Source organism: Agrococcus jejuensis, from assembly GCF_007679035.1.
Taxonomy (GTDB): Bacteria; Actinomycetota; Actinomycetes; order Actinomycetales; family Microbacteriaceae; genus Agrococcus; species Agrococcus jejuensis_A.
In genome coordinates, this window is record NZ_VEFR01000001.1 from 381735 (window position 1) to 399807 (window position 18073).

Annotated in this window: 13 protein-coding genes and 1 tRNA gene; 12 read left to right on the forward strand and 2 right to left on the reverse strand. The window is 71.3% G+C overall.

Features of this window, described 5'->3' with window-relative positions; genetic code table 11:
* Positions 1-7 precede the first annotated feature (7 nt).
* Genes FS793_RS01760 through pyk form a run of 8 tightly spaced genes read left to right on the forward strand, consistent with a single transcriptional unit; the run spans position 8 to position 11675 of the window.
* On the forward strand, positions 8-253 hold the full coding sequence (locus FS793_RS01760) for a DUF6704 family protein (RefSeq protein ID WP_260979973.1): 246 nt from the start codon (positions 8-10) through the stop codon (positions 251-253).
* Positions 253-1032 (forward strand): indole-3-glycerol phosphate synthase TrpC, encoded by a 780-nt coding sequence (locus tag FS793_RS01765; RefSeq protein WP_144717942.1) that lies wholly within the window; start codon positions 253-255, stop codon positions 1030-1032. Before FS793_RS01760 ends, FS793_RS01765 begins: the two co-directional genes overlap by 1 nt.
* Positions 1029-2240, forward strand: coding sequence for a tryptophan synthase subunit beta (gene trpB, locus FS793_RS01770; protein WP_144717944.1), 1212 nt, complete (start codon positions 1029-1031; stop codon positions 2238-2240). The genes FS793_RS01765 and trpB overlap by 4 nt, the downstream gene beginning before the upstream one ends.
* Entirely contained in the window at positions 2237-3034 is a 798-nt protein-coding gene (trpA, locus tag FS793_RS01775) for a tryptophan synthase subunit alpha (RefSeq protein ID WP_144717945.1), read from the forward strand. The genes trpB and trpA overlap by 4 nt, the downstream gene beginning before the upstream one ends.
* A gap of 35 nt (positions 3035-3069) precedes the next feature.
* On the forward strand, positions 3070-4059 hold the full coding sequence (lgt, locus tag FS793_RS01780) for a prolipoprotein diacylglyceryl transferase (RefSeq protein WP_440130436.1): 990 nt from the start codon (positions 3070-3072) through the stop codon (positions 4057-4059).
* 56 nt (positions 4060-4115) lie between these two features.
* Positions 4116-8660, forward strand: coding sequence for a glutamate synthase large subunit (gltB, locus tag FS793_RS01785; RefSeq protein ID WP_260979974.1), 4545 nt, complete (start codon positions 4116-4118; stop codon positions 8658-8660).
* On the forward strand, positions 8653-10107 hold the full coding sequence (locus FS793_RS01790; RefSeq protein WP_144717947.1) for a glutamate synthase subunit beta: 1455 nt from the start codon (positions 8653-8655) through the stop codon (positions 10105-10107). Before gltB ends, FS793_RS01790 begins: the two co-directional genes overlap by 8 nt.
* Positions 10108-10166: 59 nt before the next feature.
* Positions 10167-11675 carry a pyruvate kinase gene (pyk, locus tag FS793_RS01795; RefSeq protein WP_144717950.1) on the forward strand — a complete coding sequence of 503 codons (1509 nt, stop codon included), beginning with the start codon at positions 10167-10169 and terminating at the stop codon, positions 11673-11675.
* A gap of 83 nt (positions 11676-11758) precedes the next feature.
* Here the strand turns inward: pyk and FS793_RS01800 are convergent.
* Positions 11759-11840, reverse strand: a tRNA-Leu gene (locus FS793_RS01800).
* 39 nt (positions 11841-11879) lie between these two features.
* Here FS793_RS01800 and FS793_RS01805 point away from each other — a divergent pair.
* Positions 11880-12524 carry an ANTAR domain-containing response regulator gene (locus FS793_RS01805; RefSeq protein WP_144717952.1) on the forward strand — a complete coding sequence of 215 codons (645 nt, stop codon included), beginning with the start codon at positions 11880-11882 and terminating at the stop codon, positions 12522-12524.
* Between the two features lie 49 nt (positions 12525-12573).
* Positions 12574-13668: a hypothetical protein gene (locus tag FS793_RS01810; protein WP_144717954.1), complete on the forward strand. Its 1095-nt coding sequence runs from the start codon at positions 12574-12576 to the stop codon at positions 13666-13668.
* A 133-nt stretch (positions 13669-13801) separates the two neighbouring features.
* On the opposite strand, the gene FS793_RS01815 is transcribed toward FS793_RS01810, so the two are convergent.
* A complete protein-coding gene (locus FS793_RS01815) occupies positions 13802-14230 on the reverse strand; it encodes a PaaI family thioesterase (protein WP_440130452.1) in 429 nt (142 codons plus the stop codon).
* A gap of 111 nt (positions 14231-14341) precedes the next feature.
* Here FS793_RS01815 and polA point away from each other — a divergent pair, with 111 nt between their 5' ends.
* Positions 14342-16969, forward strand: coding sequence for a DNA polymerase I (gene polA, locus FS793_RS01820; RefSeq protein ID WP_186329371.1), 2628 nt, complete (start codon positions 14342-14344; stop codon positions 16967-16969).
* Between the two features lie 69 nt (positions 16970-17038).
* Positions 17039-18043 carry a TIGR03560 family F420-dependent LLM class oxidoreductase gene (locus FS793_RS01825; RefSeq protein ID WP_260979975.1) on the forward strand — a complete coding sequence of 335 codons (1005 nt, stop codon included), beginning with the start codon at positions 17039-17041 and terminating at the stop codon, positions 18041-18043.
* The last annotated feature ends 30 nt before the right edge of the window (positions 18044-18073 follow it).

Genomic DNA, 18073 nt, shown 5'->3' on the forward strand with positions numbered 1-18073 from the left:
GAGCACCGTGAGCGACCAGACCGCCATCGAAGCGCACGCCGAGCCTGGCGAGGGCCACTCGCCTGCCGCCTGGGCGGCCGTGATCATCATGCTCGTGGCCATCGCCGCCGGCACGCTGTTCTTCTGGCTCGACATGCCGCTCTTCGTGTGGATCTCCGCGGCGTTCGTGCCCGTCGGCGCACTCGTGGGCTGGGGCCTCGCGAAGGCCGGCTACGGCGTGAACGGACCGCGGTACACCCCCAAGGAGCACTGATGCTCGACGCCCTCACCGCTGGGGCGCTCGAGGATGCCGAGGCTCGGCGCGGCGACCTGCCGTACGACGAGCTCGACGCCGTCTCGCGTGCTTCCCGCACCCCGATCGACGTCGTCGCGCTGCTGTCGCAGCCCGTCGACGGCGTGCACGTCATCGCCGAGGTGAAGCGCGCGAGCCCGTCGAAGGGCCGCATCGCCGACATCCCCGAGCCCGCGACCCTCGCGGCCGCGTACGCCGAGGGCGGCGCGAGCGTCATCTCGGTGCTCACCGAGGGTCGCCGGTTCCTCGGCACGCTCGACGACCTCCGCGCCGTGCGCGCCGCCGTCGACGTCGCCGTCCTGCGCAAGGACTTCCTCTCGACGCGGTACCAGCTGCTCGAGGCGCGTGCCGCAGGCGCGGACCTCGTGCTGCTCATCGTCGCGGCGCTCGACGACGCGACGCTCGCGGACCTCCACGGCTTCGCCGGCGAGCTCGGCCTGTCGGTGCTCGTCGAGGTGCACGACGCCGACGAGGTGGCCCGCGCCGTCGCGGTCGGCGCACGCATCGTCGGCGTGAACACGCGCGACCTCAAGACGTTCGAGATGCATCCCGAGCGGTTCGCCGAGCTGCGTCCGCTCATCCCGGCCGGCGTCGTGGCCGTCGCGGAGTCGGGCGTGCAGACGGTCGAGGACGTGCAGACGTACAAGGCGGCGGGCGCCCACGCGGTGCTCGTCGGCGAGACGCTCGTGCGCGACGGCGAGCCCGCCGCCCGCGTCGCGGCATTCAGGAGTGCAGCATGAACCTTCGCGACGTCCGTGGACCCGAGTTCGGCGAGTACGGCGGCATCCACATGCCCGAGCCCCTCATGGCCGCGATCGACGAGCTCGCCGTCGCGTACGAGGAGGCCAGGCAGGATCCCGCGTTCGGCGAGGAGCTCGCGCGCCTCGGTCGGGAGTACACCGGCCGTCCGTCGCTGCTCACGGAGGCGAAGCGCCTGTCGGCTTCGGTCGGCGGCGCGCGCATCCTGCTGAAGCGCGAGGACCTCAACCACACGGGCAGCCACAAGATCAACAACGTGCTCGGCCAGGCGCTGCTCGCGCAGCGGCTCGGCAAGACGCGCCTCGTCGCCGAGACGGGCGCCGGCCAGCACGGCGTCGCCACCGCGACGGCCGCAGCGCTCTTCGGCATGGAGTGCACGATCTACATGGGCGAGGTCGACACCGAGCGGCAGGCGCTCAACGTCGCCCGCATGCGCCTGCTCGGCGCCGAGGTCGTGCCCGTCACGACCGGCGCCCGCACGCTCAAGGACGCCATCAACGAGGGCATGCGCGACTGGGTGCGCACGGTCGACACGAGCCACTACCTCATGGGCACCGTCGCCGGCCCGCACCCGTACCCGGTCATGGTGCGCGACTTCCACGCGCAGATCGGCGAGGAGGCGCGCGCCCAGATGCTCGAGCAGGTCGGCAGGCTGCCGGATGCCGTGCTCGCATGCGTCGGTGGCGGCTCGAACGCCATGGGCATCTTCCACGCCTTCCTCGACGACGCCGACGTGCGGCTCATCGGGCTCGAGGCCGCCGGCGACGGCGCCGACACCGAGCGTCACGCCGTGACCATCGGGCGCGGCACCCCCGGCGTGCTGCACGGCTCCCGGTCGTACATGCTGCAGGACGCCGACGGCCAGACGCGCGACTCGCACTCGATCTCCGCGGGCCTCGACTACCCGGGCGTCGGCCCCGAGCACGCGTGGCTGCACGACATCGGTCGCGCCGAGTACGAGCCCGTCTCCGACGCCGAGGCCATGGACGCCTTCCGCGAGCTCACGAGGCTCGAGGGCATCATGCCGGCGATCGAGTCGGCGCACGCCGTCGCCGGCGCCATGCGCCTCGCCCGCGAGCTCGGCCCCGATGCCGTGCTGCTCGTGTCGCTGTCGGGTCGCGGCGACAAGGACGTCGCGACCGCCGGGCAGTGGTTCGACGTGATCGACGAGGGGGCCACGCAGTCATGAGCCGCACGCAGCAGGCCATCGCCGCCTCGAACGGCCGCGCCCTCATCGGCTACCTCCCCGCCGGCTATCCCGACCAGCAGGGCTGCGTCGACGCGTGCATCGCGCTCGCCGAGGGCGGCTTCACCGCCATCGAGCTCGGGCTGCCGTACTCGGACCCGAGCCTCGACGGCCCCGTGATCCAGGCGGCGACGCAGGGCACCCTCGACCGCGGCTTCCGCATCGAGGAGGCCTTCGAGACCATCGCGGAGGTCACGCGCCGCACGAGCATCCCCGTGCTCGTGATGACGTACTGGAACCCCGTGCTGCGCTGGGGCGTCGATCGCTTCGCCGCGCGCCTCGCCGAGGTCGGGGGAGCAGGGCTCATCACGCCCGACCTCGTGCCCGAGAACGGCACCGACTGGATCGCCGCGGCCGACCACCACGACCTCGACCGCATCTTCCTCGCTGCCCCGTCGTCGTCCGACGCGCGACTCGACGTCGTGCTGCAGGCGTCGCGCGGCTTCGTCTACACCGTCTCGACCATGGGCACCACGGGTGCGCGCGGCGAGATGGACTCCGCGGCGCGCACGCTCGCCGACCGGCTCGAGACGCGCCGCACGGCGCTCGGCATCGACCTGCCGCGCTGCGTCGGCCTCGGCATCTCGACCGGCGCCCAGGTCGCCGACGTCCTCGGCTACGCCGAGGGCGCCATCACGGGCTCCGCGCTCGTCGCCGCCCTGCGCGACGGAGGTCAGGAGCGCCTGCGCGAGCGGGTCGCAGACCTCGCCGCGGGTACACTCGTCCAGTCCCACTGACCATCCGGTCGGGACCCACCGATCCCGGAGGATCCGTGCTCCAGAGCATCCCCAGCCCCGCGCCCGAATGGCAGGGCGTCCCCATCGGCGAGTGGCTGCATGGCCTCATGCCGTTCCTGCCGGACGCGGTCGAGTCGTTCTCGATCCGCACGTACGCGCTGTGCATCCTGCTGGGCATCCTCCTCGCCGCCTGGCTCACCGCCCGTCGCCTGCGCCAGCGCGGCGTCGACGGCGGCCTCGTGATCGACGTCGCCGTGTTCGCCGTCATCCTCGGCATCGTCGGCGCCCGCATCTTCCACGTGCTCACCTATCCCGACGAGTACCTGGGCGAGAACTTCGACCTCTACAACGTGATCGCCGTCTGGAACGGCGGCGTCGCGATCTTCGGCGCGCTGATCGCCGGCGCCGCGGGCATCTGGCTGGGCTGCCGCTACACGGGGCTGCGCTTCACGACGTTCGTCGACGCGCTCGCACCCGGCATGCTCATCGCGCAGGCAGCCGGTCGTCTCGGCAACTACGTCAACCACGAGCTCTTCGGCCAGCCCACCGGCCTGCCGTGGGGCCTCGAGGTCGAGGCGACGAACCCGGCGTTCCCCGTCGGCCTGCCCGAGGGCACGCTCTTCCACCCCACGTTCCTCTACGAGATCATCTGGAACCTCGTCGGCGCCGCGGTCATCCTGTGGCTCGACCGCCGTCGCGACATCCAGTGGGGCAAGGCCGCCGGGCTCTACCTCATCTGGTACGGCGTCGGCCGCATCGTGTGGGAGTCGATCCGCATCAACCCCTCCGAGGTCTTCTTCGGCATCCGCGTCAACGTGTGGGCCGCGATCGGCGCCGTCGTGCTCGGCGTCATCATCTGGATCGTCCAGAGCCGCAGGCACCCGGGCCTCGAGCCCGCGCCGTGGCAGCCTGGTCGGGAGCCCGAGGACGACGCGGTAGACTCCGACACGTACTCCGAGCTCGACGAGGCCGACACAACGGCCGAGCCGGCGGTGGGCGCGGGAACCGCGACGACCACCACCTGATCCGCCACACGGGCCGACGACGCTCCGTGCCGCACTCTCGCATTCGGAGGTCCGTCATGGCATCCATGCTCCGCCACCTCGGTGGCCACCCCGAGGCGGGGATGTACGACCCGCGACTGGATCGCGACTCGTGCGGCCTCGCCATGGTGGCGACGCTGCGCCGCAGCGCCGGTCACGACATCGTCGTCAACGCCCTCGACGCGCTGCGCAACCTCGAGCACCGCGGTGCCGTCGGCTCCGACGCCGGCACCGGCGACGGTGCGGGCATCCTCACGCAGATGCCCGACGAGTTCCTGCGCGCCGTCGCGGGCTTCGCGCTGCCGCCGGCCGGCGCCTACGCCGCCGGCCTCGCCTTCCTGCCCATCGACGACGCCGCGCGCGCCGCGGCGAAGCGCGACATCGAGCGCCTCGCCGGCGAGGAGCGCCTCACGGTGCTCGGCTGGCGCGAGGTGCCCGTGCGCCCCGAGACCCTCGGCGACCTCGCCCGCGCGGCGATGCCCGCCATCGAGCAGCTCTTCGTGGCGTCGGCGGGCACGCAGGCGTCGGGCATCGACCTCGACCGCCTCACCTTCCGTCTGCGCAAGCGCATCGAGCGCGAGGTCGGCGACTACCTGCCCTCGCTGTCGGCACGGACCATCACCTACAAGGGCATGGTCACGACGCTGCAGCTCGAGCCGTTCTACCCCGACCTCTCCGACGAGCGCTTCGCGACGAGGCTCGCGATCGTGCACTCGCGCTACTCGACGAACACGTTCCCGTCGTGGCCCCTCGCGCAGCCGCTGCGCATGATCGCCCACAACGGCGAGATCAACACCGTCGAGGGCAACCGCAACTGGATGCGCGCGCGGCAGTCGCAGCTGCGCAGCGAGCTGCTCGGCGACCTCAAGCCGCTCTACCCCATCGTCACGCCCGGCATCTCGGACTCCGGCTCGTTCGACGAGGTGCTCGAGCTGCTCACGCTCTCGGGCCGCAGCCTGCCGCACGCGATGATGATGATGGTGCCGGAGGCGTGGGAGAACGCCACCGACCTGCCCGACGAGCTGCGCGAGTTCTACGAGTACCACTCGCTGCTCATGGAGGCGTGGGACGGCCCCGCCGCCATCTCTTTCACCGACGGCACGCTCGTCGGCGCGACCCTCGACCGCAACGGCCTGCGCCCGGGCCGCTGGCTCGTGACCGACGACGGCCTCGTCGTCGTGGCCTCCGAGACCGGCGTGCTGCCGATCGATCCCGCGCGCGTCGTGCAGCGCGGTCGCCTGCAGCCCGGCCGCCTGTTCCTCGTGGACACCGAGCACGGCCGCCTGCTCGACAACTTCCAGACGAAGATGGAGCTCGCGCGGTCGCAGCCGTGGGGCGAGTGGCTCGAGTCGAGCCGCATCCACCTGAGCGAGCTGCCCGATCGCGAGCACGTCATCCACACGCCCGCGTCGGTGACGCGCCGTCAGCGCACCTTCGGCTACACCGAGGAGGAGGTGCGGATCCTGCTCACGCCCATGGCGGCGACGGGCGCCGAGCCCCTCGGTGCCATGGGATCCGACACCCCCATCGCGGTGCTCTCCGACCGCCCTCGCCTGCTGTTCGACTACTTCGCGCAGGCGTTCGCGCAGGTGACGAACCCGCCGCTCGACTCCATCCGCGAGTCGGTCGTCACGTCGATGCGCCTCGGCCTCGGCCCCGTGCGCAACCTGCTCACCGCCTCGGCGGCGCACGCGAGCCAGGTCATCCTCGACTTCCCCGTCATCGACAACGACGAGCTCGCGAAGATCCGCCACATCGACCGCACGCCCGGCTCCCGCCGCACCGTGACGATCTCGGCGCTCTACCCGGTCGACGGGGGAGCGGATGCGATGGTCGCGCGCCTCGACGCCATGTGCGCGGAGGTCGACGAGGCGATCGCCGAGGGCGCGCAGTACGTCGTGATCTCCGACCGCGACTCGAACGAGCAGCTCGCACCCATCCCGAGCCTCCTCGCGGTGTCCGCCGTGCACCACCACCTCATCGACGCCGAGACGCGCATGCGCGTCGGCCTCGTCGCCGAGACGGGCGACGTGCGCGAGGTGCACCACGTCGCGCTGCTCATCGGCTACGGCGCCTCCGCCATCAACCCGTACCTCGCGATGGAGACCGCCGAGCAGCTGGCGATCACCGGCCGCATCCCGGGCATCAGTCCCGAGGATGCCGTGCACAACGTCATCAAGGCGCTCGGCAAGGGCGTGACGAAGATCATGTCGAAGATGGGCATCTCGACGGTCGGGTCGTACGCGGGCGCGCAGGCGTTCGAGGCGGTCGGCCTGTCGGAGGAGCTCGTCGAGCGCTACTTCGAGGGCACGCCCACGCGCCTCGGCGGCGTCGGCGTCGCGGTGCTCGCGTCGGAGTCCGCGCAGCGCCACGCGATCGCCTACCCGGCCGAGAAGGCGCCGTTCGCGCACGAGGGCCTGCCCACGGGCGGCGAGTACCAGTGGCGTCGCGACTCGACGCCGCACCTCTTCAACCCCGAGACGGTCTTCCGCCTGCAGCACTCGACGCGCACGCGGCAGTACGACGTCTTCCGCGAGTACTCGGCAGCCGTCGACGAGCAGTCGCGCGAGCTGAAGACGCTGCGCGGCCTCTTCCGCCTCAAGACGGAGGGCGTCACGCCCATCCCGATCGACGAGGTCGAGCCGGTCTCCGAGATCGTCAAGCGCTTCTCGACCGGCGCCATGTCGTACGGCTCCATCTCCAAGGAGGCGCACGAGACGCTCGCGATCGCGATGAACCGCCTCGGCGCGAAGTCGAACACGGGCGAGGGCGGCGAGGACGTCGACCGGCTGCTCGACCCCGAGCGCCGCTCGTCGATCAAGCAGGTCGCGTCCGGTCGCTTCGGCGTCACGTCGATGTACCTCACGCACGCCGACGACATCCAGATCAAGATGGCGCAGGGCGCCAAGCCCGGCGAGGGCGGCCAGCTGCCGCCCGCGAAGGTGTACCCGTGGGTCGCGCGCACCCGGCATGCGACGACGGGCGTCGGCCTCATCTCGCCGCCGCCGCACCACGACATCTACTCGATCGAGGACCTCAAGCAGCTCATCTTCGACCTCAAGCGGGCGAACCGCGAGGCGCGCATCCACGTGAAGCTCGTCTCGCAGTCGGGCATCGGCGCGGTCGCTGCGGGCGTCGCGAAGGCCAAGGCCGACGTCGTGCTCGTCTCCGGCCACGACGGCGGCACGGGCGCGAGCCCGCTGAACTCGCTGAAGCACGCGGGCACGCCGTGGGAGATCGGCCTCGCCGAGGCGCAGCACACGCTCATGGTCAACGGCCTGCGCGAGCGGGTCGTCGTGCAGGTCGACGGCCAGCTGAAGACCGGTCGCGACGTGCTCGTCGGCGCGCTGCTCGGCGCCGAGGAGTACGGCTTCGCCACGGCACCGCTCGTCGTGTCGGGCTGCATCATGATGCGCGTCTGCCACCTCGACACGTGCCCCGTGGGCGTCGCGACGCAGAACCCGACCCTGCGCGAGCGCTTCACGGGCAAGCCCGAGTTCGTCGTCACGTTCTTCGAGTACGTCGCCGAGGAGGTGCGCGAGCTGCTCGCGTCGCTCGGCCTGCGCTCGATCGACGAGGCCATCGGCCGCTCGGAGCTGCTCGACGTCGACGAGGCCATCCATCACTGGAAGGCGGACGGCCTCGACCTGCAGAAGGTGCTCGACGTGCCCCAGACGGCAGGCGAGCGCCGCAACATGACCGTGCAGGATCACGAGCTCGACGACCAGCTGGACATGCGCCTGCTCGACGACGTGCTGCGTGCGCACCACGCAGGCTCGACCGTGCGTCTCGACATCCCCGTCGCGAACACCGACCGCGCCGTCGGCACGATGCTCGGCAACGAGGTCACGAAGCGCCACGGCGAGGCCGGCATGCCCCCGGACTCGATCGACATCACGCTGCGCGGCTCCGCCGGGCAGTCGCTCGGCGCGTTCATCCCGCGCGGCATCACGCTGCGCCTCGTGGGCGACTCCAACGACTACGTCGGCAAGGGCCTCTCGGGCGGTCTCATCACCGTGCGGCCCGACCCCTCGGCACCGTTCGTCGCGGAGCGCAACGTCATCGCGGGCAACGTCATCGGCTACGGCGCGACCTCCGGGTCGCTGCACATCCGCGGCATCGTCGGCGAGCGCTTCCTCGTGCGCAACTCCGGCGCGACCGCCGTGTGCGAGGGCACCGGCGACCACGCGCTCGAGTACATGACGGGCGGCATCGCCGTGATCCTCGGCCACACGGGCCGCAACCTCGGCGCCGGCATGTCGGGCGGCATCGCGTACGTGCTCGACCTCGACGCCGCACGCATCAACCGCGAGTCGCTGCATGCGGGCGAGCTGCTGCTCGAGCGCCTGAGCGAGGAGGACGAGATCGAGCTGCGCGCGATCCTCGAGCGCCACGTCGAGCTCACCGAGTCGACCGTCGCCGCACGCCTCCTCGACGGCCGCGGCGGGCTCGCGGGCTTCACGAAGATCGTGCCCCGCGACTGGGCTGCCGTGCGGGACATCCGCAAGCAGGCCGAGGACGCGGGCATCGATCCCGACTCCGACCAGATCTGGACGCGCATCCTGGAGGTGACCGGTGGCTGACCCCCGCGGATTCCTGAAGACGACCCAGCGCGAGCTGGCCCCGAAGCGACCCGTCGCGGTGCGCATCATGGACTGGAAGGAGATCGGCGAGCTCGGCGACAAGGCCGTGCTGCGCCGACAGGCCGGCCGCTGCATGGACTGCGGCGTGCCGTTCTGCCATCAGGGCTGCCCGCTGGGCAACCTGATCCCCGAGTTCAACGACCTCACGTGGCGCGGCGAGGGCCGTGCGGCGAGCGATCGCCTGCATGCGACGAACAACTTCCCCGAGCTCACCGGCAAGCTGTGCCCGGCGCCGTGCGAGTCGTCGTGCGTGCTCGGCATCAACCAGCCCGCCGTCACCATCAAGCAGGTCGAGCAGTCGATCGCCGCCGACGCCTTCCAGCACGGCTGGATCGAGCCGCACCCGCCGGCACGCCTCACCGGCAAGACCGTCGCGGTCGTCGGCTCGGGCCCCGCGGGCCTCGCGGCGGCGCAGCAGCTCACGCGCGCCGGCCACACCGTCGCCGTGTACGAGCGCGACGACCGCATCGGCGGCCTGCTGCGCTACGGCATCCCCGACTTCAAGCTCGAGAAGCGCACGATCGACCAGCGCCTCGCGCAGATGACGGCCGAGGGCACCCGCTTCCGCGCCGGCGTCGACATCGGCAGGGACATCACCTGGGATGCGCTGCGCGAGCGATTCGACGCCATCGTCGTCGCGACCGGCGCCATGGTGCCGCGCGAGCTCGCGATCCCCGGCCGCGACCTCGCGGGCGTGCACTACGCGATGGAGTACCTGACGCAGCAGAACCGCGCCGTCGCCGGCACGGCCGTCTCGAGCCAGATCACGGCCGAGGGCAAGCACGTCGTCGTCCTCGGCGGTGGCGACACCGGTGCCGACTGCATCGGCACGGCGCACCGCCAGGGCGCGCTGTCGGTCACGAACCTCGCGATCGGCGTGCAGCCGCCCTCCGAGCGTCCCGACCACCAGCCGTGGCCGACGCATCCCGCGATCTTCGAGGTGCAGTCGAGCCACGAGGAGGGCGGCGAGCGCACGTTCCTCGCCTCGACCGTCGAGTTCATGGCGAACGAGGTCGGCGAGGTGCGCGCCCTCAAGGTCGCCGAGACCGAGATCGTCGACGGCGTGCGCCGACCCAAGGCGGGCACGGAGCGCGAGATCCCCGCGGATCTCGTGCTGCTCGCCCTCGGATTCACCGGCGCGGAGCAGGAGACCCTCAGCGGTCAGCTCGGCACCCAGTTCACCCGCGGCGCCGTGACGCGCGACGCGGACTACGCGACCTCGACGGAAGGCGTCTTCGTGGCTGGCGACGCCGGTCGAGGTGCATCGCTCATCGTGTGGGCGATCGCAGAGGGACGCGCGGTGGCAGCGGCCGTGGACCGGTACCTGGAGGGGTCGACGACCCTGCCGGCACCGGTGCGCGCGACCGACCTCCCCATCCGCGCGTAGACAGTGGAAGACTCGACACGGCATCCGTGCCGCAGTCGAGTCACGTGCGAGAGAGAGCAATGAGACGAGCCAAGATCGTCGCCACCTTCGGGCCGGCGCTGTCGGGATACGAGCAGACGAAGGCCGCGATCGCGGCCGGCGTCAACGTCGCCCGCATGAACCTGAGCCACGGCGCCTACCCGGTGCACGAGGCCGTGTACGAGGACATCCGCAAGGCGTCCGACGAGCTGGGCATGCCCGTGGGCATCCTCGTCGACCTCCAGGGTCCCAAGATCCGCCTCGGCAAGATCGCGGCTGGCCCGCAGATCCTCGCCGACGGCGACATCTTCACCATCACGACCGAGGACGTGCCCGGCGACAAGGACGTCGTCTCGACGACGTTCAAGGGCCTGCCCGCCGACGTCAAGGCGGGAGACCCGCTGCTGATCGACGACGGTCGCATCGCGCTGGAGGTCGTCTCGACCGATGGCGTGCGCGTCGTCACGCGCGTCGTCGTGGGCGGCAAGGTCAGCGACAACAAGGGCATCAACCTGCCCGGCGTCGCCGTGAACGTGCCCGCGCTGTCCGACAAGGACGAGGCGGACCTGCGCTGGGCGCTCCAGCTGGGCGCCGACATCATCGCGCTGTCGTTCGTGCGCGACGCCTCCGACATCCAGCGCGTGCACGAGATCATGGACGAGGAGGGCCGTCGCCTGCCCGTCGTCGCGAAGATCGAGAAGCCGCAGGCCGTCGACAACCTCGCCGAGATCATCGACGCGTTCGACGCGATCATGGTCGCGCGCGGCGACCTCGGCGTCGAGCTGCCGCTGGAGCAGGTGCCGCTGGTGCAGAAGCGCGCCGTCGAGCTCTCGAGGCGCTGGGCGAAGCCCGTCATCGTCGCGACGCAGGTGCTCGAGTCGATGATCGACGCACCGCGCCCGACGCGTGCCGAGGCATCCGACTGCGCCAACGCCATCCTCGATGGCGCCGACGCGGTCATGCTCTCGGGCGAGACGAGCGTCGGTGCGTACCCGATCGTCACGATCCAGACGATGGCGCGCATCATCGAGTCGACCGAGGCGCACGGCCTCACGCGCATCCCGCCGCTCGGCACGAAGCCGCGCACGCAGGGTGGCGCCATCACGCTCGCCGCCCGCGAGGTCGCCGAGTTCGTCGAGGCGAAGGCGATCGTCGTCTTCACCGAGTCGGGCGACTCCGCACGCCGCATGTCGCGGCTGCGCACGTCGATCCCCACGATCGCGCTCACGCCCGATCCCGAGATCGAGTCGCGCATGCAGCTCATCTGGGGCATGCAGACGTACCTCGTCGACCGCGTGACGCACACCGACGAGATGATCGCGCTCGCCGACGACATCCTCATCGGCCGCGGCCTCGTCGCGATGGGCGAGAAGGTCGTCGTGATCTCGGGATCGCCTCCCGGCATCTCGGGCTCGACGAACGACCTGCGCGTGCACGTCGTCGGCGACGCCCACAACGAGGCGGCGCAGGCCTACCACGGCATGCGTCGCATCGAGGTGCCGACGGTCGCGCAGGAGCGCGCCCGCGCCGCATCGACGCCTGCGGCCTGACGGCCGGCGCCGTCCGTTCGTGACGAACGCCCCCACCCGATCGGGTGGGGGCGTTCGCGCGTGCGGCCCTCGTGCGTGAGGAGTGCCGGCACAGGGACTCGAACCCTGACTCCGTGAGGAAGCGCAGTTTGAGTGCGCCGCGTCTGCCAATTCCGCCATGCCGGCGCGGGCCGAGGCCGCGCGCGCATCCCATAGGCTAGTCGCATGACCGATGCCACGTTCCTGGAGCCCGAGCTCCCCGAGCCGGAGGCCGCCACGAGCAGCACCCGGCGCCGCGTCGTCGTCGCGGAGGACGAGTCGCTCATCCGCCTGGACATCGTCGAGACGCTGCAGGACAACGGCTTCGAGATCGTCGGCGAGGCCGGCGACGGGGAGAAGGCCGTCGAGCTCGCGACCGCGCTGCGGCCCGACCTCGTCGTCATGGACGTGAAGATGCCGAAGATGGATGGCATCTCGGCGGCTGAGAAGCTGTCGGAGGGCAAGATCGCCCCGGTCGTGCTGCTCACCGCCTTCTCGCAGAAGGAGCTCGTCGAGCGCGCGTCGGAGGCCGGTGCGCTCGCGTACGTCGTGAAGCCGTTCACGCCCAACGACCTGCTGCCCGCGATCGAGATCGCGCTGGCCCGCTACGACCAGATCCAGGCGCTCGAGACCGAGGTCGCCGACCTCGCCGAGCGCTTCGAGACCCGCAAGCTCGTCGACCGTGCGAAGGGCCTGCTCGGCCAGCGCATGGGCCTGTCGGAGCCCGAGGCGTTCCGCTGGATCCAGAAGGCGTCGATGGATCGTCGCCTGACGATGGGCGAGGTCGCCCGCGCCGTGATCGAGCAGCTGGGCGACGGCAAGAAGGGCTGACGCCCTTCCGGCTGCACGCCGGACCCACTGTCGAGGCTGCCTGCGTCGATTGGCCAACTCTGGCGATCCATTGGCCATCTCTTGCGTTCCGACCCCATCGATTGGCGCCGATGTGCGCCAATCGTGCGTTGCTCAGCGCAGAAGTCGACCACTCGCCGCCTGGCGTGCGTCACGCATCCCGCACAGCCGCGCAGCAATCGGGCCTCTCCACAGACCTAGCCGGGGAACGTCCCGTGGCTGGCATGGTGCCGGCATGCCACGCCCTGCAGAGCCGAAACAGCGTCGAGTCATCACCGTGCAGGATGCGCTCGCGCTCGGCTTCACGCGCTACGAGCTGCGAACGAGGGCGCTGATGGCGCCGGCGTGGGGCGCGCGGGTCCTCGCGGCTCCGTCGGACGCCGACCGCGATCTGCTCGCCGCCATCGACGCAGTCCGCCGCCCCGACCAGTTCCTCTCGCACACGACCGCGGCGCGCATCCACGGGCTGCCGTTGCCGGCTCGGATCCTGCCGCTCCCGATCCATCTCGCATCACCGTCGTACACGTCGCGGATGCGTCGTCCAGACGTCGTCGGTCATCGGATCAAGGCACGCGTCGTCACGATGCGCGGCATGCCGGTCGAATCGCTCGAGGACTGCTTCGTGCACGTCGCCTCGCTCCTCGACCACGACGAGCTCGTCGCGGTCGGTGACGCGATCGTCGCGTCGACTCGGCGCGACCGTCTCGAGATCGCCGACCTCGTTCGCAATGCCGAGCACTTCCGCGGAGCACGGGGCATGAGCCGCGTGGCTCGGGCTCTCGGTGCCATCCGGGTCGGGGCCGAGTCTCCGCAGGAGTCGAAGGTCAGGCTGCTGATCGTGCGCGCCGGCATCCGCGAGCCCGAGCTGCAGGTCACGGTCGCGAGCGATGACGGGTCGCTGATCGGACGTCTCGACATGGGCTGGCGCGACCTCCGCCTCGGCGTCGAGTACGACGGCCAGCATCATCGTGTCGACGCGCGCCAGTACGCGCGGGACATCGACCGACATCGTCGGCTGCAGGAAGCCGGCTGGGAGGTCATCCGTGTGACCGCGCCCGATCTCGGCGACGGCGCACGCCGGATGATCGCGATCATCCGAGCCGCCATGGCCCGCCGGTCGGCGTGACGCCCGTCGATTGGCCAGGATCTGCGTTGCGCCTCCGTCGATTGGCGCCAATGAGCGCCAATCGACCGGCGCCCGTCGCAAGAGTTGGCCAATCGATCGCAGGAAGTGGCCAATCGATGGCGCGCAGCGCGCGTCAGCGGCGGTCGCGCAGCAGGTTCGTGATGCGAGCCGTCGAGATGCGGGCGCCCGACTCGTCGGTGATGACGATCTCGTGCACCGTCATCGTCGAGCCGAGGTGCACCGCCGTGCACGTGCCGGTGACCGTGCCCGAGCGCACCGAGCGCGTGTGCGTCGCGTTGATGTCGATGCCCACGGCGTAGCGGCCGAGCGCGATCGCGTGCGCGTTCGCCGACATCGAGCCGAGCGACTCCGCGAGCACGCAGTAGGCGCCGCCGTGGATGAGGCCGATCGGCTGCCGATTGCCCTCCGCGGGCATCGTCGCGACCGATCGCTCGGCCGAGAGCTCCGTGAACTCGATGCCCATGCGCTCCGCGAGCTCGCCGCGGCCGCGCTCGCCGAGCAGCGACGACGCGCCCGGGTCGGCGGCGACCGCCGAGGGGATCGGATGCGGGGGAGTCGCGGGTGCCGGCGCGTCGGACAAGGGGCCTCCTCGAAGGCGGTGTCGCTGGTGCTGGCTAGGCTTGCTGCCGTGCCGGACACGAAGCCTACCCTCATGGTCATCGACGGCCACTCGCTGGCGTTCCGGGCGTTCTTCGCCCTGCCGCTCGACAACTTCGTCAACAGCGAGGGGCAGCACACGAACGCCATCCACGGGTTCATCTCGATGCTGCTGCTCATCCTCAAGAACGAGCGGCCGACGCATCTCGCCGTCGCGTTCGACATCTCGCGGTTCTCGTTCCGCACCCGCGAGTACGCGGAGTACAAGGGCACGCGCGCCGAGACGCCGCCGGAGTTCAAGGGGCAGATCCCGCTGCTCGAGGAGGCCCTCCACGCGATGGGCATCCGCACGATCTCGAAGGAGGACTTCGAGGCCGACGACATCCTCGCCACGATGGCGAGGCGGGGCGTCGAGGAGGGCATGGACGTGCTGGTCGTCTCGGGCGACCGCGACACGATCCAGCTCGTGAACCAGGACGTCACGCTGCTGTACCCGTCGGCGCGCGGCGTCTCCGAGCTCAAGCGCTACACGCCCGAGACCGTGCGCGAGCGCTACGGCATCGAGCCGCACCAGTACCCCGAGATCGCGGCGCTCGTCGGCGAGACGAGCGACAACCTGCAGGGCATCGACAAGGTCGGCGAGAAGACGGCCGTCAAGTGGGTGCAGCAGTGGGGCACCGTCGACGAGATCCTCGCGCACGCCGACGAGATCAAGGGCGTCGTCGGCAACAACCTCCGCGAGCAGCAGGACCGCGCGGTGCGCAACCGCAGGCTCAACCGGCTCGTCGACGACGTCGAGCTGCCGATCGGCCCGACCGACGTCGCACGCCAGCCGATCGACGAGGCGAAGGTGCGCGAGATGTTCTCGCAGCGCCTGCAGTTCCGCACGCTGCTCGACCGCGTGCTCACGCAGGAGGGCGGCAGCGCCGACGGCGAGTCCGCGCCCGCCGCGAACGGCCCGGCGGCGCCCGCGGTGCACACGATGGTCGACGAGGAGCTCGCGACGTGGCTCGAGCGGCAGACGGCGCAGGTCGCCGTGCACCTCGAGCGCACCGGCGACGAGCTCACGGGCGTCGGGCTCGCGACCGACACGACGAGCGTCTACGTGCCCTACCAGGCGGGCACCGGCGACTACGTCGCGCTCGCCGAGTGGCTCGCGGGCGACCACCCGAAGGCGCTGCACGACGCGAAGCTGCAGCGTCGCTGGCTGTGGGCCGCGGGGCTCGACCTCGGCGGCGTCGCGGTCGACACGCGCATCGCCGCATGGCTCGCGGCGCCGACGGCGCTGGCGAAGACGTACGAGCTCGACCACCAGGTCTTCACGATCCTGGGCGAGACGATGCCGAAGCCCGACCCGACGCAGCTCGTGCCCGACGTCGAGCCGAGCGCGATCGGCACGATCGCCTGGTACGTCGCCCGCATCGCCGGCCCGCTCACCGCCAACCTCGACGAGGGCACGCAGGGCGTCGAGGCCGACATCGAGCTGCCGCTGCAGCCCGTGCTCACGCGCATGGAGAACGCGGGCGTCACGATCGACGCGTCGGTGCTCGAGCGCATCCACGCGACGATGCGCGAGAAGGCCGACGGCCACGCGCAGGACGCGTTCGCCGAGATCGGCCACGAGGTCAACCTCGGCAGCCCCAAGCAGCTGCAGACCGTGCTGTTCGACGAGCTCGGCATGCCCAAGACGCGCGCGACGAAGACGGGCTACTCGACCGACGCGCAGGCGCTCGCCGACCTGCAGGAGTCGAGCCCGCATCCGTTCCTCGGGCTGCTGCTGCAGCACCGCGAGGCGACGAAGCTCATGCAGATCATCGAGACGCTGCAGAAGGGCATCCAGCCGGATGCGCGCATCCGCACGACGTACGACCAGACGGGCTCCAACACGGGGCGCCTCTCGTCGAACGACCCGAACCTGCAGAACATCCCGATCCGCACCGAGGTGAGTCGCGAGATCCGCACGGCGTTCGTGCACGGCGAGGGCTTCGAGACCCTGCTCACCGCCGACTACTCGCAGATCGAGATGCGCATCATGGCGCACCTGTCGGAGGACGCCGGCCTCATCGAGGCGTTCCACTCGGGCGAGGACCTGCACCGGTTCGTCGGCTCGCGCGTCTTCGGCGTCGACCCCGCCGACGTGACGCCGCTCATGCGCACGAAGGTCAAGGCGATGTCGTACGGCCTCGCCTACGGCCTCAGCGCCTTCGGCCTGTCGAAGCAGCTGCGCATCCCGCAGTCCGAGGCGAAGGCCCTCATGCTCGAGTACTTCTCGCGCTTCGGCGGCGTGCGCGACTACCTGCGCGGCGTCGTCATGCAGGCGAAGGACGACGGCTACACGACGACGATCTTCGGCCGTCGCCGGCCGTTCCCCGACCTGCACTCCGCCAACCGGGTGCTGCGCGAGAACGCCGAGCGCCAGGCGCTCAACTCGCCCATCCAGGGCTCGGCGGCCGACATCATCAAGCGCGCCATGCTCGCGATCGATGCGCAGATCCTCGACGAGGGCCTGCAGTCGCGCATGCTGCTGCAGGTGCATGACGAGCTCGTCTTCGAGGTCGCGGCCGGCGAGCTCGAGCGCATGACCGAGATCGTGCGCGACGGCATGGGTGGCGCCGCCGACCTGTCGGTGCCGCTCGACGTCGCCGTCGGCGTCGGGCCGAACTGGGACGCCGCCGGCCACTGAGCGCAGTCGCCGACGAGACCGACGACGGCCAGCCCGGCCCGACCCCCGACGCCGCGTAGGCTGCGATCCATGACGACGCTGCGTACCGGACTGTTCGTGCCGCAGGGCTGGCGGCTCGACCTCGTCGACGTGGAGCCCGCCGACCAGTGGCGCACGATGCTCGACGTCGCGCGACGCGCCGAGGCCGGCGGGTGGGAGTCGGTCTGGGTCTACGACCACTTCCACACGACGCCGCATCCCACGCACGAGGCGACCCACGAGGCATGGACGCTCATGGCGGCGCTCGCCGCCGCGACCGACCGCATCCGCCTCGGCCAGATGTGCACGTGCATGGGCTATCGGCACCCGGCGCACCTCGCGAAGATCGCCGCGACGGTCGACGCGATCTCGGGCGGCCGCGTCGAGATGGGCATCGGCGCCGGATGGTACGAGCACGAGTTCCGCGCCTACGGCTACGGCTTCCCGGGCACGGGCGAGCGCATCGGGCGGCTGCGCGACGGCGTGCAGGTCATGCAGCGCCTGTGGCACGACGGCGAGGCGACGCTCGAGGGGGAGTGGTACTCGGTCGACGGTGCGATCTGCCAGCCGCAGCCGCTGCAGCGCAGGGCGGACGGCACGCCGCACATCCCCACCTGGATCGCCGGCGGCGGCGAGCAGCGCACGCTGCGGTACGTCGCACGCTGGGGCGACGCGTCGAACTTCGGCGGCACGCCCGAGCAGTTCGCACGCAAGCGCGACATCCTGCACCGGCACTGCGACGACGTGGGCCGCGACCCGGGCACGATCACGAACTCGACGAACCTCAACGTCGTCGTGCGGGCGACGGAGGCCGAGGCGCGTCGCGTCGTCGACGACGTGCACGCGCGCACCGATCGCGCGCTGCCCGCCGACCAGGCGGGCGCGGCGTTCAAGGCCGAGGGCGCGGCGGTCGGCAGCCCCGAGCAGGTCGCCGAGCGCATCCGCGCGCTGCAGGCGGCGGGCTGCGACTACCTCGTCGTCTACATGCCCGACGTCGCGTACGGGCACGAGGGCATCGACGCCTTCGAGGAGGCCGTGCGGCCGCTCCTCGACTGAGCGAACGCCCGGCGACGGGGCCGCACCCGC